The organism is Streptomyces sp. NPDC049813, assembly GCF_044465085.1.
Taxonomy (GTDB): domain Bacteria; phylum Actinomycetota; class Actinomycetes; order Streptomycetales; family Streptomycetaceae; genus Streptomyces.
In genome coordinates this window covers 1-15,842 of record NZ_JBITLI010000007.1, presented here as the reverse complement: position 1 = coordinate 15,842, position 15,842 = coordinate 1, and the positions used below count along the sequence as shown (strand labels likewise).

General features: G+C 70.8%; 9 protein-coding genes. 4 read left to right on the top strand and 5 right to left on the bottom strand.

All coding sequences use genetic code 11. The features are described 5' to 3' along the window. Positions 1-166 precede the first annotated feature (166 nt). On the bottom strand, positions 167-5,515 hold the full coding sequence (pulA, locus tag ACIBW6_RS16650; protein WP_399060054.1) for a pullulanase-type alpha-1,6-glucosidase: 5,349 nt from the start codon (positions 5,513-5,515) through the stop codon (positions 167-169). A gap of 243 nt (positions 5,516-5,758) precedes the next feature. Here pulA and ACIBW6_RS16645 point away from each other — a divergent pair, with 243 nt between their 5' ends. Further along, positions 5,759-7,825 (top strand): carbohydrate-binding module family 20 domain-containing protein, encoded by a 2,067-nt coding sequence (locus tag ACIBW6_RS16645; RefSeq protein WP_399060052.1) that lies wholly within the window; start codon positions 5,759-5,761, stop codon positions 7,823-7,825. Between the two features lie 59 nt (positions 7,826-7,884). Here ACIBW6_RS16645 and ACIBW6_RS16640 read toward each other — a convergent pair whose 3' ends face one another. The 4 genes from ACIBW6_RS16640 to ACIBW6_RS16625 form a co-directional block, all read right to left on the bottom strand. Next, a complete protein-coding gene (locus ACIBW6_RS16640; protein WP_399060050.1) occupies positions 7,885-9,549 on the bottom strand; it encodes an alpha-amylase family glycosyl hydrolase in 1,665 nt (554 codons plus the stop codon). Positions 9,550-9,604: 55 nt separating this feature from the next. After that, entirely contained in the window at positions 9,605-10,519 is a 915-nt protein-coding gene (locus ACIBW6_RS16635) for a sugar ABC transporter permease (RefSeq protein WP_399060048.1), read from the bottom strand. Between the two features lie 19 nt (positions 10,520-10,538). Further along, positions 10,539-11,534 (bottom strand): carbohydrate ABC transporter permease, encoded by a 996-nt coding sequence (locus ACIBW6_RS16630; RefSeq protein WP_399060046.1) that lies wholly within the window; start codon positions 11,532-11,534, stop codon positions 10,539-10,541. Between the two features lie 161 nt (positions 11,535-11,695). After that, on the bottom strand, positions 11,696-12,970 hold the full coding sequence (locus tag ACIBW6_RS16625; RefSeq protein WP_399060044.1) for an extracellular solute-binding protein: 1,275 nt from the start codon (positions 12,968-12,970) through the stop codon (positions 11,696-11,698). Positions 12,971-13,349: 379 nt separating this feature from the next. Here ACIBW6_RS16625 and ACIBW6_RS16620 point away from each other — a divergent pair, with 379 nt between their 5' ends. The 3 genes from ACIBW6_RS16620 (at position 13,350) to ACIBW6_RS16610 (ending at position 15,754) form a co-directional block, all read left to right on the top strand. Further along, positions 13,350-14,384: a LacI family DNA-binding transcriptional regulator gene (locus tag ACIBW6_RS16620; RefSeq protein WP_399060545.1), complete on the top strand. Its 1,035-nt coding sequence runs from the start codon at positions 13,350-13,352 to the stop codon at positions 14,382-14,384. Between the two features lie 122 nt (positions 14,385-14,506). After that, complete coding sequence (locus tag ACIBW6_RS16615; protein ID WP_399060042.1) at positions 14,507-14,992, top strand: Lrp/AsnC family transcriptional regulator; 486 nt, start codon at positions 14,507-14,509, stop codon at positions 14,990-14,992. A 45-nt stretch (positions 14,993-15,037) separates the two neighbouring features. Then, positions 15,038-15,754 carry an HAD family hydrolase gene (locus ACIBW6_RS16610; protein ID WP_399060040.1) on the top strand — a complete coding sequence of 239 codons (717 nt, stop codon included), beginning with the start codon at positions 15,038-15,040 and terminating at the stop codon, positions 15,752-15,754. Positions 15,755-15,842 lie beyond the last annotated feature (88 nt).

Sequence of the window (15,842 nt, the reverse complement as noted above, 5' to 3'; positions counted from 1 at the left end):
CGTAGATCGACAGCCTGAACTGTGCAACTCAGGCTGTCTTTATCTCGGACCGGGGACAGCGAGGTGCCACACCTGGGACAACGTGGTACCGCACCCGGGACAGCGCGGTGCCGCACCCGGGACAGCGAGGTGCCCCCGCGCCAAACGTGCGGGGGCACCTCTTGCCTCACGCGCGGCGGAACACCGCCACCGTGCGCGCGGGCACCGAGAAGGTTCCCGATCCCGCCTTGTACGTCGAACCCTTCACCACCTCGTCCGCGCCGGCCGCTTGCATCGGGTGCAGCCGGTAGCCGCTTCCGGCGAGCGAGGCCACCGTCTGGTCCTGCCGCTGCGGTGTCGCGTTCAGGACGACCACGAGGTCACCGAGGCGCAGGGTGAGGACGCCGGGCGTCTCGCCCGGGCCGGAGAGCGGGAAGGAGAGGTCCCGCTGCACCTGCCCGGCCGTGGCCAGATGGAAGGCCGGCTCGGCCGTGCGGATCCTGAGGAGGTCCTGGTACGCGGCGGAGGTACCGCCGATCGCGGCACAGCCGGGTACCGGGACGGAGGCCAACAGCGGTTGCGCGTACGGCCACTTCGGCCGGTTGTCGGCGGCCGGGGGCAGGCCGCGGCCGAATCCGTTGCCGGTGCGGCAGTCCCAGTGGATCGCGTTGAACCAGTCGCCGCTGTCGAAGGAGTTGCGGTCCAGGGACTTGGAGCGCAGCAGGTCCGTGCCGGCCTGGGAGAGCGCGGGGCCCTGCGACAGGGCCGCGGTGGCCATCGCGAGGACCTGCATGCGCGAGCGGTCCGCGGTGCTCGTCGTCGCGGGCAGCTTGTACGTCATCGCGTCGTACAGCGATTCGTTGTCGTGCGCGTCCGCGTAGGCGAGGGCGTCGCCGGGGGCGGCGGCGTACCCGGCGGGGGCGCCGTTGTAGTCCACGTCGGCCCCCTTCACCTTCTTCCCCGCGCTGTCGGTGAACTCGTAGCCGGCGAGGTTGCCCGACAGGCCGACCTTGAGGAGGTCCTGGTAGTGCAGCAGGCGGGCCTTCTGCTCGGCCGGAGTGCCGTTCGCCGCCGAGGAGTTGGGGTCGGTGTAGAGGCCGGTCGCGAAGCCCTGTACGCCCGGGTCCTCGTCGAAGGGGCTGCCGCCGCGCACCGCGTCGCGGGCCCGGTCGGAGAAGGTGGCGATGCCGGTGCCCGCCATGTTCCGCTGCGTGGCCTGCTCGAAGCGGGCGTCGTCGGCGACCTCGCCGAAGTTCCAGCCCTCGCCGTACAGAATGATCTTCTTGCCGTCGACACCGTCCCTCGCGACGGTGAGCGCGTCGAGCGCCTTGCGGACCGCGAGGATGTTGGCCTTGGGGTGGTGGCCCATCAGGTCGAAGCGGAAGCCGTCGACCTTGTACTCCTTGGCCCAGGTGACGAGGGAGTCGACGACGAGCTTGCCCATCATGGCGTGCTCGGGCGCGGTGTTCGCGCAGCAGGTGGAGGTGGCGACGGAGCCGTCCGCCATGAGCCGCTGGTAGTAGCCCGGCACGATCCGGTCGAGGACGGAGGCCTTGTCCTGCCCGGCCGCCGCCGTGTGGTTGTAGACGACGTCCATGACGACGCGCAGGCCGTCCTCGTTCAGGGACTGCACCATCTGCCGGAACTCGACCGTGCGCCGGGTGCCGTCGGGGTCACTGGCGTACGAGCCTTCGGGGACCGTGTAGTGGTACGGGTCGTAGCCCCAGTTGAAGGCGTCCTTCGCGGCCGACCTGCCGACGCATTCCTGCTGCTGGTCGCTGTCGGCGGGGTACGACGCCAGGTCGCAGGCGGGCGTGGCCTGCCCGGACTTCCGCTCGGGGACGGTCGCGAGGTCGAAGGCGGGCAGCAGGTGCACGTACGAGGTGCCCGACCTCGCCAGCTCGCGCAGGTGTCTGGAGCCGTCGCTCTTCTTGTCGGTGAAGGCGCGGTAGGTGCCGCGGTCCTTCGCCGGGGTCGTGCCGTCCGCCACCGAGAAGTCGCGGATGTGCAACTCCTGGATCTGCGCGTCCTTCATGGCGACGGCCTTGGGCTTGGCCAGGCCCGACCAGCCCTTGGGAGCGAGGGCCCGGTCGGCGAGGTCGACGACCAGACTCCGCTCCGAGTCCGCGGTGAGGGCCACCGAGTACGGGTCGGTGACCTTGTCGGTGACGAGCTTGTGCGCACTGGGCGCCCACACGGTCACGGCGAACCGGTACTCCTTGCCGCGCCAGGCCTTCGCGGATCCGGTGACGGACCAGATGCCGCTCGCGGCGTCGCGCCGCATCGCCCGTTCCCGGCCGCCGAGTTCGAGCCGGACGTCCCGGGCGGTCGGCGCCCACACGGACAGGGTCACCTTGTCGCCCTTGAAGACAGGGCCGAGGGCCGCCTTCTCCGCGCTGCCCGCGTACACGTCGTCGAGGGCGCCAGGGATCTGGACTCCGGTGGCGGCCAGCAGGGCGCCGTTCGCCGCGCGCTGCGTCGCGATCAGCTGACCGCGCAGGGCGTCCCGTACCCGGTCGCGGTCGCGCGGGTCGACGGTGAACGCCGGGTAGTCCTTAAGGTGCGGGTACTTCGCCTTCTGCGCGTCGGTCAGGGCCCCGGTCCTGAGCCGCAGCCAGTGCCCCTCGCTGCTCAGCGCACCGTCCTGGACGGTGATGCCGCCCTCGGGCGCGTAGACGAGCTGCTGGCTGCCGGCGGCGGTGGCGGCCACCTTCCAGACGACGGTGTCGGCGTCGATCCACTGCGCCTGCGCCTTCGACAGGTCGAGGTCACCGCCCGAGCCGACCGACGGGAGCAGGTACGAGGCCTCCCCCGCGTTGAGCCACACCTCCTTGCCGTACGTGGCGAAGTCCAGGACGCGGTCGGTGGGGATGTCCTTCTCGTCGCCCTTGTGGACGATGTAGTTGAGGGTGCTCGCCCCGTCGGCGAGCGGCACCTCGAAGGTCAGGCCGTACGCGTCCTCGCCCGTCGGCCGCAGCGGCTCCGCCCAGTCGGTGGGGTCCGCGGCGCCGGTCCAGGTGTGCAGCCCCCAGCCGTCGTAGTCGCCGTCGGCGCGGTGGACGTGGATGACGGCCTTCTTCTCGTCCTGCGGCGGATAGACGCCGTCGGGCCTGGCCGTCGCCTGGTCGTCCTTGCCCTGCTCGACCCAGACCTCACCGGTCCTGGCGAGGTCGACGGTGCGCTGCGGGCCGTCCGCGGAGCCTCCCTTCTCGACGGTGTACGTCAGTGAGCCTGCCCCGTCCGGGACCTTCACCCAGGCGAAGGCACCGAAGGCGTCCCGGCCGGTGAACTGCCCACTCGCCTCACCGGACTTGAGCGTCCAGCCGTCGTAGTCGCCGTCCGTGCGCCGGTAGTGGACGACGGCGTGGTCGCGGTCCACGGCGGTCGGCTTCTCGGGCGCGGGCGGCCGGCCCGCCGTCGAGGAGGCGAGCGCGCTCGCGGTGCGGCCGGCCCGGTCCACCACGACCGCCTTGTACCGCAGCGGCGTCCCGGCCGCCACCGTCGGCGGCAGGTACTGGGTGACGCGGTACGGGGCGTGGTCGACGGAGCCGAGTGTCCTCCAGGCGCCGTCGCCGGTCTGCGCGGCGAAGACCACGCGGGCGGAGGCGGTGGCGCCCGGGTCGGCGGCGAGGGTGACGGTGCCCGTGGCACCGGCGGCCGGGGCCTTCAGGGTCAGCGTCGGCGCGGTGGCGGGCGCGGGCAGCTTGCCGTCGGCCCGCAGGACGAGCGACGACAGCGCCGGGACCGTCACTTCGACGGTGCCGCCGGAGGCGCGCACCGCACCCGAACCGCCGTACACCGTGCGGTATGTGGCGGACTCCACGGGCAGCGTGACCGTCTTCGGGGTCGTCGCGTTGTTGACCGCCACGACGTACTCGCGGTCCGCGCCCGTACGGGAGAAGGCGTACACCGAGTCCTTGGCGTACAGCTCGCGCTGGGCGCCGTCGGCCAGCGCCGGGTTGTCCTTACGGAGCTTCGAGAGCGCGGCGATCGCCTTGTAGAGCGGGTGCCGGGTGTCGTAGGCGTCGGCGGCGTGGGTGCGCGCGGTGCCCAGCTCGTCGTCGTCGAGGTAGTCGGCGACCTTCGAGGCGAACATGGTCTGCCGGGCGTCCTTGTCGCCGCCGGGTCCGGTGAAGCCCTGCTCGTCGCCGTAGTAGACGACGGGGTTGCCGCGGGAGAGGAACATGACCTCGTTGGCCAGCTTGTCGCGTCGCAGCAGTTCGGCTTCGGAGGCGCCCGGGTTGTCGGCCTTCAGGAAGCCGCCGATGCGGCCCATGTCGTGGTTGCCGAGGAAGGTGACCTGTTCGTAGGCGTTGGCCTTGTCGGTCGCGTACTTGTAGTCGTCGGCGAACACCGCGGCGAGCTTCCCGGCGGGTGCGCCCTGCGAGGCGTAGGCGCGGGCCGCGTCCTGGAAGGGGAAGTCGAGCGTCGCGTCCAGGCGGCCCCGCGTGACGTACGGGGACGTGACGTCGGTGTCGGCGGAGTACACCTCACCGAACATGAAGAAGTCGTCGCGGCCGTGGCGGGCCGCATACGTGTCGAGCGCCGTGGCCCACTGGGTCCAGAAGTCCAGGTCGACATGTTTGACCGTGTCGATGCGGAAACCGTCGATGTCGAAGTCGCGCACCCACGTCTTGTAGATGGACTCCATGCCCGTGACGACCTCGGGCCGCTCGGTCCACAGGTCGTCGAGGCCGGAGAAGTCGCCGTACGTGGTCGACTCACCCTCCCAGGTGGAGTCGCCGCGGTTGTGGTACATGGTCGGGTCGTTGAGCCACGACGGGACCATCTCGCCGGTGTTCTTCGGCGTGTACGGGAAGGAGTCCGCGTCGACCTCGGCGGTCACGCCCTTGCTGCCGGCCGCGTCGGCCGCGTCGGCCGCGTCGTCGAAGGGGCGGCCCTCGGTGTCCAGGTACGGATAGGCGCCCTTGGGACGGTAGTTGTACGTCTTCTCCGTGTAGTCGACCGTGTCGGCGGTGTGGTTGGTGATGACGTCGAAGAAGACCTTCATGCCCTTGCGGTGGGCCTTCGAGATGAGGGTCTTCAGGTCGGCGTTGGTACCGAAGTGCGGATCGACCTGGGTGAAGTCGGTGATCCAGTAGCCGTGGTAGCCCGCGGACGCGTTCTCCCCGGTGCCTTGCACGGGCTTGTTCTTGAAGATCGGCGCCAGCCATATCGCGGTGGTGCCGAGGTCCTTGATGTAGTCGAGCCGCTTCGTCAGGCCCTTGAGGTCGCCGCCCTGGTAGAAACCCTTGTCGGTCGGGTCGTAACCGGTGTCGAGGCGGGTGCCGGTCAGGCCGCCCTTGTCGTTGGAGGCGTCGCCGTCGGCGAAGCGGTCGGGCAGGACGAAGTAGTACTGCTCGCGCGTCAGGTCGTGGCGCGCGGGCGCGGCGGCCAGCCGCGCGTCGGACGGCGGCGCGGGCGGCGCCGCGGCACGGGCCGCGAGCGGCTGGACCAGGGTCAGGGCCAGCGCGGCGGCCGCGGTGCACGCGGCGGCCCGTCTGTGCCGGCGCGGCGTGGGAAGCGTGCGGCTCAAGGCGAACTCCTCGCAGGATCAGGGCTCTTGCGGGTGCGTGAATCCGGGGGCGAGGGGCCGGCACCGGTCCGCCGCGCGACCGTATCGCTTGCAGGAACTTTGCTGCAAGAGTTCTGCAATACATAGCAAGAACTTTCAACCGAGTTCTTGACGCGGCCTCCTGGGCTCCCCCACGCTCGCGGTGCGCTGCCCGTCTCCCCTCCTCCGCGGACGGGCCGGAATCCCCACCGACAGGAGCCGCACATGCGCCCATCCCCCATCACGCGCGCCAGATTCGGGCGCCGCGCCGCCACCGGCGCCGCCGTCGCCGCGCTCGCCCTCGGCGGTGTCGTCACCCTGCCCGCGCCGTCCGCGTCCGCGGCCGACGCGGGCGTCAAGAACGGCGACGTCATCGCCAACCTCTGGTCGTGGAACTGGGCGTCGGTCGCCAAGGAGTGCACCGACGTCCTGGACCCGGCCGGTTACGGGGCCGTACAGGTCGCCCCGCCCGAGGAGTCCCTCAAGCAGGCCAGTTACTTCTGGTGGGACGTCTACCAGCCGTACTCGTACAAGCTGGACAGCCGGTTCGGCAGCGCGAGCGACTTCAAAAGCATGATCGACACCTGCCACGCGGCCGGGATCGAGGTCTACACCGACGCCGTCATCAACCACACGGCCGCGCAGACCGGCACCGGCTACGCGGGCACCACGATCGGCAACAAGTACGACACCCCGGACTATGACCCCGCCGACAGCGACGACTGCACCAAGACCATCGCCAACTGGTCCGACCAGCACGAGGTGCAGCACTGCGAACTGCTCGGCCTGCCCGACCTCGACACCTCCGAGGCCGGGGTCCGCGCGAAGATCGTCGGCTTCCTCAACAAGCAGATCGACCTCGGCGTGGACGGTTTCCGCGTGGACGCCGCCAAGCACATCGAGACCGCCGACATGAAGGCCGTCGTGGGCGCCCTGCACACCACGAAGGCGGGCGACGCCCCGTACATCACGCAGGAGGTCTACCCGGGCACCCCGCCCGCGCTCGGCGACTACTACGCCAACGGCGACGTCCTGGACTTCACGTACGCGGCCGCCATGAAGTCCCAGTTCGGCGGCGGCGACATCGCGAACCTCGCCTCGTTCGGCAGCAGTTGGGGCCTGGCGAACGAGGCGAACGCCAACACCTTCGTCACCAACCACGACACCGAGCGCAACGGCTACACGCTCAGCTACAAGGACGGCGCGACGGCCGTCCTCGCCAACGTCTTCCAGCTGGCCCGCGGCTACGGCCGCCCGTCGGTCTACGCGGCCTGGAACTTCTCCCAGAGCGACGAGGCACCGCCGAACAACGGCGGGTTCGTCACCGACACCACCTGCTCCTCCGGCTGGTCCTGTCTCGACCGGGACACCGCCGTCTCCGGGATGATCGCCTGGCACAACGCGGTCGCGGGCGCCTCCGTCGCCAACTGGCAGTCCCCCGCCGCGAACGTCATCGGCTTCGCGCGCGGCACCGGCGGCTTCGTCGCCCTCAACAACTCCTCCGCCGCGCACGCCCACACGTACACGACCGGCCTCAAGGACGGCACGTACAAGAACGTCATCGACGGCGGCGCCACCTCCGTCACCGTCTCGGGCGGCAAGGCGGCGCTCACCGTCCCGGCGAAGGGCGCGGTCGCGTTCTACGACGGGTCGTACAGCTGCCCGGTCAACTGCGGCGGTGGGGACAATGGCGGCGGCACCACCGTCACCGCCTCCTTCAACGAGTACGCGCCCACGACCTCCGGCAGCGACGTCTACGTGGTCGGGTCCACCCCCGCCCTCGGCTCCTGGAACACGGCGAACGCCGTCAAGCTGTCCGCCACCGGCTATCCGGTCTGGAAGAAGGACGTCGCCGTCCCGGCCTCGTCCGCGATCGAGTACAAGTACCTGAAGAAGGACGCCTCGGGGAACATCACCTGGGAGTCCAACGCCAACCGCAAGCTCACCACGGGCACGGCGTCCGCCAGCGTCGACAACACCTGGAACGTCGCGGACGCCGACGCCACCGACGTGCGGTTCACGGTCAGCGCCACGACCACCACCGGCACGAACGTCTACGTCGTCGGTTCGATCCCCTCGCTCGGCTCCTGGAACCCGGCCGACGCGATCCCGCTGTCGCCGGCCGCGTACCCCTCCTGGGGCAGCAGGGTGATCGCCCCGAAGAACACGTCCTTCACGTACAAGTACCTGAAGAAGGACGCGTCGGGGAACGTGACCTGGGAGTCCGGCGCCGACCGGTCCTACGCGACCGGCTCGGGCAGCGGCTACACGGTCAGCGGCACCTGGAAGTGAGGCACACGTAGGAGGGGGGCCGGTACACCACCGGCCCCCCTCACCTGTGCGTCCGCGGATCAGACCGTCTGCCACCACACCGTGGTGTCCGCGGGCAGGGCCACCGTGCCGTCCTCGGCGGCCGGCACCGGGCCCGAGGCGAGCAGGCGCCGGCCGGGCGCGGGGACGCGGACAGGGGCACCGGTCGTGTTGACCGTGCACGCGAACCCCGGGCGCTCGAAGAAGAGCACGCCCGCCGGCACGTCGTCGCGCCAGGTCACGTCCGTGCCCGCGCCGAGGCCCGGCTGCGCGCGGCGCACGGCGAAGGCCGAGCGGTACAGCTCCAGGGTGGAGTCCGGGTCGCCGGTCTGCGCCTCGACGCTGAGCGCGCCCCAGCCCGCGGGCTGCGGGAGCCAGCTGCCGCCGTCGCCGAATCCGTACGAGGGACCCCCGGTGGTCCAGGGGATCGGCACCCGGCAGCCGTCGCGGAAGCCGTCCTGGCCCTGGGCGCGGAAGAAGGAGGGGTCCTGGCGTGCCTCGTCGGGCAGGTCCGTGACGTCGGGCAGGCCCAGCTCCTCGCCCTGGTAGACGTAGGCGGAGCCGGGCAGCGCCAGCATGAGCAGAGTCGCGGCGCGGGCGCGGCGCAGGCCCAGCGGGCGATCGCCCGCGGTACGGATCTGGGTGCCGCCGGGCGGGTTGGCGTAGCGGGTGGCGTGCCGGGTGACGTCGTGGTTGGAAAGCACCCAGGTGGCCGGGGCGCCGACCGGCCGCATCGCGTCGAGGGTGTCGTCGATGATGGCCCGCAGCTCGGCCGCCTCCCAAGGGGCGGACAGATACTGGAAGTTGAAGGCCTGGTGCAGTTCGTCGGGGCGCACGTAGTGGGCGGTGCGCGCGACGGTCGGGGTCCACGCCTCGGCGACGAAGACGCGCTCGCCGTCGTACTCGTCGAGGATGGTGCGCCACGAGCGGTAGATCTCGTGGACGCCGTCCTGGTCGAAGAAGGGCATCACGTCGTTGCCGAGCAGCTTGAGCTGGTCGTGGGCGCCGAGGTCCGGCAGCCCTTCGGCCTTGACCAGTCCGTGGGCGACGTCGATGCGGAAGCCGTCGACGCCGACGTCGAGCCAGAACCGCAGGATCGAGCGGAACTCGTCGGCGACGGCCGGGTGCTCCCAGTTGAAGTCGGGCTGCTCGGGCGCGAAGAGGTGGAGGTACCACTCGCCGTCCGGCAGCCGCGTCCAGGCGGGGCCGCCGAAGATGGACTCCCAGTCGTTGGGCGGGAGTTCGCCGTCCGGGCCCTTGCCGGGGCGGAAGTGGTAGCGGTCGCGCAGCGCGGATCCGGGGCCCTCCGCGACGGCCCGCTTGAACCACTCGTGCTGGTCGGAGGAGTGGTTGGGCACGAGGTCGACGATGATGCGCAGACCGAGTCCGTGGGCGTCGCGGATGACCGCGTCGGCGTCGAGGAGCGTGCCGTACATGGGGTCGACGGCCCGGTAGTCGGCGACGTCGTAGCCGCCGTCGGCCTGCGGGGACGCGTAGAAGGGGGAGAGCCACACGGCGTCGACGCCGAGGTCGCGCAGGTAGGGCAGGCGGCGGCGGACGCCTTCGAGGTCGCCGGTGCCGTCGCCGTCGCTGTCGGCGAAGCTGCGCGGGTAGACCTGGTAGATGACCGCGTCGCGCCACCAGTCGGCGCTCGCTCGGGTCGTGGTGGCGAACGCCGGGGACTCGTCGGTGGAGTGCTGAGTCATGGTGTCCTTGCTGCGTAAAGGAGCCGGCTACTGATCGGTGTGCGTGAGGGAGGTCTCAGCCCTTGGTCCCGCCCGCGGTGAGGCCGGTGACCAGGTGCTTCTGGACAAGGTAGAAGAAGGCGGTGACGGGGACGGCGATCAACACCGCGGTGGCGGCCATGAGGTTCCACTGCGCGTCGTGCTCGCTGACGAAGCTCTGCAGGCCGACCGCGAAGGTGTATTTGGAGTCGTCGAGCAGGAAGGTGGAGGCGAAGGCGACCTCGGCGAACGCGGTGATGAAGGCGTAGAACGCGGCGACCGCGATGCCGGGCTTGGCCAGCGGCAGGATCAGTCGCCAGAAGGTGCCGAACGGCGAGAGTCCGTCGATGCGGCCCGCCTCGTCGATGTCGACGGGGACGGTGTCGAAGTACCCCTTCATCAGCCAGGTGCAATACGGCACGATCGTCGTGCAGTTGACCAGGACGAGGCCGAGGTAGCTGTCGATGAGGCCGAGTTCGGAGAAGATCTCGTACATCGGCACGATGAGGACGGCGATGGGGAACGCCTGCGTGAGCAGCAGCACCCACATCAGCGGCCGGTAGCCGGGGAAGCGCATCCGGGAGACGGCGTAGCCGGTGGTGGCCGCGAAGAGCACGCCGACGAGGGTGGTGCCGACCGCGACGACCAGCGTCGACTTCATCCAGTCGAAGAAGCCGGTGTGCTGGAGCACGTAGGTGTAGTTGTCGAGGGTCGCCTTGCCGGCGATGCCGCCCGGGTGCAGGTAGTCGTCCTTGTCGGGCCCCACCGACAGGTAGACCAGCCACGCGATGGGGAACAGGGCGATGAGGCTCGCGACGGTGAGGACGCCGTGCGACAGGACGCTCGCCAGCGGGCCGCGCTCGCCGCGCCGGCGCACCCGGCGCGGGTTCGTGGCGGCGGGCGGCGTGGAGCGCTGCGCGGGGACCTTCGAGGTGGCGGTCGTGGTGCTCATGGTGGGGGCTCCTGCGGCGTCAGACGGCGAGCTGCTCATTGCGCCTCAACCAGCGGTAGTAGAAGGACGTGAAGACGGTGAGGATCGACAGGAGCAGCACGCCGTACGCGGCGGACTGGGCGAAGTCGCGCGGCTGCTGTCCGAAGCCCAGGCGGTAGGCCCAGGTCACCAGGATCTGCGCGTCGGGGGCGGTGTTGCCGAAGAGCAGGAAGATGATCGCGAACTGGTTGAACGTCCAGATCACCCCGAGCAGGACGACCGTCGAGGAGACCGAGCGCAGGCCCGGCAGGGTGATGTGGCGGAACTGCTGCCAGGCGCCGGCGCCGTCCATCTCGGCGGCCTCGTAGAGGGAGGCGTCGATGGACTGCAACCCGCCGAGCAGGGAGATCATCATGAAGGGGACGCCGCACCAGGTGTTGACGAGGATCGCGGCGGCCTTCTGGAAGAAGGGGTCCTCCAGCCACTCGGGCTGGGGCAGGTGGAGCGAGCCGAGCGTGGCGTTGACGATGCCGGAGTCGGCGAGCATGATCCGCCAGGCGAAGACGGTGACGAAGGTGGGCACCGCCCACGGCAGGATGAGCATGAGGCGGTAGAAGGTGCGTCCGCGCATCTTCTGGTTGAGCAGCAGCGCGAGGCCGAGCCCGATGCCGTAGTGCAGGGCGACGCAGAGCGCCGTCCACACGATCGTCCAGAGGAAGTGCGACCAGAAACGGTCGTAGGAGGACGGGCCCCACAGGATGTCGGCGTAGTTGTCGAGACCGACGAACTTGTAGGTGGCGTCGATGTGGTTGACGCCGATGGTGCGGGCGGAGTTGAGGCTGTCGGCGTCGGTGAGCGTCAGGTAGAAGCCCCGCACCAGGGGGTAGCCGACGAGGACGCCGAGGACGATCACCACCGGGGCGATCATGACGTACGCGTACCAGTACCTGCGGTACGAGTTCTTCAGGCGCTGGATCGGTCCCGGGCGCGGTGTCTTGCGTACGGGTTGCGTCGGTCGGTCGACGGCGATGGTCATGGCGGAGCACCTTCTGGTCAGGTCGACGCCGGTCCGCGCCCTCCCCCTCGGGGGCGCGGACCGGCCGAACTACAAGGACGCGTACGTCCCTCGCGTCACCGGGACGCGTACGTCCCTCGCGTCACCGGGACGCGTGCGTCCCTCGCGTCACGTGCCGGACGTCACTTGCCGAAGTCGGGCACCAGCTTGGCGAACGAGGTCTCCAGGGTCTTGAGCCCCGCGTCCAGGGACTGCTTGCCGGTGGCGATCTTCGGCAGCTCCTGGTCCATCGGCGTCCACAGCGAGCTGTACTCGGGCAGTTCGGGGCGCGGCCGGGCGGCGGCGAGCACCTTCTGGTAGCCGGCGATGCCCGGGTCGGCGGTGACCTTCGCGGTGTAGGCGTCCGCGCGGGTGGGCAGCGTGGAGTTCTTCAGGGCGATCTGTTCCTGCGTCTTCGCCGAGGTCATCCACTTGACGAACTTCAGGGACGCCTCCTGGTGCGCCTTGTCCGAGCCCGCGTAGACGGAGAGGTTGTGGCCGCCGGTCGGGGCGCCCGCCTTGCCGGTCGAACCGGCCGGGACGGTGGCGATGCCGAGGTTGGACTTGTCCTTGAAGGCCGAGCCCTTGTAGAAGTTCGTGATCTCCCAGGGGCCTTGGATGACCGAGGCGACCTTGCCGTTGACGAACGCGTCCTGGATGTGGGCGTAGGCGTCGGCGGTGGCGTCGGCCTTGTGCAGGCCCTTGCCGTCGAACAGGCCCTGCCAGGCGGTGAGGCCCTTCTTGGCCGCGGCGGAACCGATGGTGATCTTCTTGCCCGCGGCGTCGACGGTGTCGGTGCCCTCGCCGAAGAGGAACGGCTCGGCGTAGTAGCCGGCGGTGGAGGCCCAGTAGCCGTCGGCGCCGGTCTTGTCCTTGACCTTGGCGGCGTCGGCCTTCAGCTCGTCCCAGGTGGCGGGCGCCTTCGTGATGCCGGCCTTCTTGAAGAGGGCCTTGTTGTAGACGAGGGCGAGGGTGTCGGTGACCAGCGGCACGCCGTAGGTCTTGCCCTCGAACCGCGCCTGCTCGATCAGGCTCGCCTGGAACTTGTCCTGCTCGGCGAGGGCCTCGGTGCCGTCGAGGGGGAGCAGGTAGCTCTTCTTGGCGAAGGCGGGGGTCCAGCCGACCTCGGCGCGCAGCACGTCCGGGGCGCCGCTGGCCCCGGCCGCGGTGTCGAACTTGTTCTGCGCCTGGTCGAAGGGGACGTTGGTGTACGTGACCTTGATGTCGGGGTGGGCCTTCTCGAAGTCCTTGACCAGGGCCTTGTACGTCGGCGCCTCGTTCGTGGCGTTCGACGTGTCCCACCACGTGATGGTGGTCGGGCCCGACGCCTTGTCGCCGTCGTCGTCGCTTCCGCCGCACGCCGTCGCCGCCAGAGCGAGGGACGCCACCACCGCGGTGGCCGCTATGCCACGCCGCATGAGATCTCCTAGAGGGTGAATGCCCGTGAGTGGGCGAGGAGCGGTCCCGTCCGCTCCTCTGGCCTACTTGCCGACCGCGCCGTCGCCGCCGCCGGGCGACGTGAACGTAACAGCGCGGGAAGCCGGACGAAAGACCTTGCAGCAAAAAATTGCAGCCAGCGTGGCGAGTTATCGCTTCGTGATCCCCAAGGTCCGGACAAATGTGGAGACTTATGCCCGGTTTTAACCGGTTACGCCACCGTGCAAGGAGCTGCAAGCTCTTGCCAGCGGGTCACCGCGCGGGGATCATCGGGACTCTTGCCAGCAGGATGTCCCCTCAAGGAGTGCGATGACGCAGCTGCCCGTTCAGGCGGCCAGGCGACCGGCCACCGCCCCACCCGTGACCGCGCGGCTCGCCGACATCGCGGCGCAGGCGGGCGTGAGCGAGGCGACGGTCAGCCGGGTGCTCAACGGCAAGCCGGGCGTCGCGTCGGCCACCCGGCAGTCGGTGCTCGCCGCGCTCGACGTCCTCGGCTACGAGCGCCCGGTGCGGCTGCGCCGGCGCAGCGAGGGCCTGGTCGGCCTGATCACTCCCGAGCTGGAGAACCCGATCTTCCCCGCGCTCGCCCAGACCATCGGGCAGGCGCTGACCCGCCAGGGCTACACGCCGGTCCTGGCCACCCAGACGCCCGGCGGCTCCACCGAGGACGAGCTGACCGAGATGCTCGTCGACCGGGGCGTCACCGGCATCATCTACGTGTCCGGGCTGCACGCCGACACCACCGCCGACCCCGGCCGCTACGAGCAGCTGCGGGCGCAGGGCGTGCCGTTCGTCCTGGTCGACGGGTTCTCGCCCGACGTGCAGGCGCCGTTCATCTCGCCGGACGACCGGGCCGCGATGCAGCTGGCCGTCACCCACCTCGTCGCGCTGGGCCACAGCCGTATCGGCCTCGCCCTCGGACCGAAGCGGTTCGTGCCGGTGCAGCGGAAGATCGAGGGGTTCGTGCGCACGGTGCACGAGCGGCTCGGCCTCTCCCCCGAGGAGATCGAACGCGACCTCGTCCAGCACTCCCTGTACACCCTGGAGGGTGGCCAGGCCGCCGCCTCCGCTCTGCTGGACCGCGGCTGCACGGCCGTCGTGTGCGCCAGCGACATGATGGCGCTCGGCGCGATCCGGGCGGCGCGCCAGCGCGGTCTCGAGGTGCCCGACGACATCTCGGTGGTCGGGTTCGACGACTCCCCGCTGATCGCCTTCACCGATCCGCCGCTGACGACGGTGCGCAAGCCCGTGCAGGCCATGGGCCAGGCGGCGGTCCGCGCGGTCCTGGAGGAGATCGGCGGCACGCCCGCGCCGCACACGGAGTTCGTCTTCATGCCCGAGCTGGTGGTGCGCGGCTCGACGGCGTCCGGCCCGGCCGTCACCGGCCGCCGCTGAACCACGGGCGCCACCGCCCGGGGCGGCGGCCGGCCGGACCACCGGCCAGGTCGAGGGCCGACGGCTGAGCCATTGGTACAGTCGGCCCGGATCGCCGGTGGAACGAAGGAGCCCGTACGCCCATGGCCGTGGACCAGCTCGACACCCGCATCCTGCGCCTGCTCCTGGAACAGCCCCGCACCAGCGTCCGCGAGTACGCGCGCATCCTCGGGGTCGCCCGCGGCACGCTGCAGGCCCGGCTCGACCGGCTCGAACGGGACGGTGTGATCACGGGCGTGGCGCCCTCCCTCTCCCCCGCGGCGCTCGGCCACCCGGTCCTCGCCTTCGTGCACATCGAGGTGACCCAGGGCCATCTCGGCGAGGTCGGGGACGCACTGGCCCAGGTGCCGGAGATCATCGAGGCGCACTCCACCACCGGCGGCGGCGACCTGCTCGCCCGGGTCGCCGCACGCGACGCCGGACATCTGGAGGACGTGATCCAGCAGCTCAACCGGTTGCCCGGCGTGGTGCGCACCCGCACCGAGGTGGCGCTGCGCGAGCGGGTCCCGCACCGGCTGCTGCCGCTGGTCGAGGCGGTCGGCCGGGCGGCGGGCGCCGGGCGCGGCTGAGCGGCGGGCACGGAGCGGGGGCCGCCGTTCCGGCATGCTGGGGACATGAACGCCCCGCACACCGCTCCCCCGTCCCCGTTCGGCGACACGGCGGTCGTCTTCGACCTCGACGGCACGCTCGTCGACAGCGAGCCCAACTACTTCAAGGCGTCGCTCGGCACCCTCGCCCGCTACGGTGTCACCGACTTCACCTGGGCCGACCACGAGACGTACGTCGGCATCTCGACGCTGGAGACCCTCACGGCGTGGCGGCGCAGGTACGGCATCACCGACCCGGCCGACGTGCTCCTCGACGATCTGAACGCCCGCTATCTGGAGTTCGCCCGCGCCGACACGCACGTGTTCGCGCAGATGCGGCTGTTCGTGGAGCGGCTGCACGCGGCGGGCACCCCGATGGTCGTGGCGTCGGGGTCCTCGCCGCAGGCCATCGAGGCGATCCTGGACGGCACCGGTCTGCGGGCGCTGCTGCCCCGGTACGTGTCGGCGGACGAGGTCGCGCACGGCAAGCCCGCCCCGGACGTGTTCCTGGAGGCGGCGCGCCGGCTCGGGGTTCCCGCGTCGCGCTGCGTGGTCCTGGAGGACGCGCCGCCGGGCGCGGCGGCGGCGCACGCGGCGGGCATGCGGTGCATCGCGGTGCCGTACGTCGCGGCGCAGGCCGAGGACCCGGCGTTCACGACGGCGGACCTGCTGTTCAAGGGGGGCCAGGAGGAGTTCACGGCGCGGGCGGCGTGCACCTGGCTGGAGCGGTGGGCGGCCGCCTAGGGCGTGTTTTGAAAGTCCCGTCGTCCGCCCGAAGGGCGGGCCCCGCGGCGTCCGGTGCGTGCGATCGCAAGGCGCCGGAGCGTCCTAA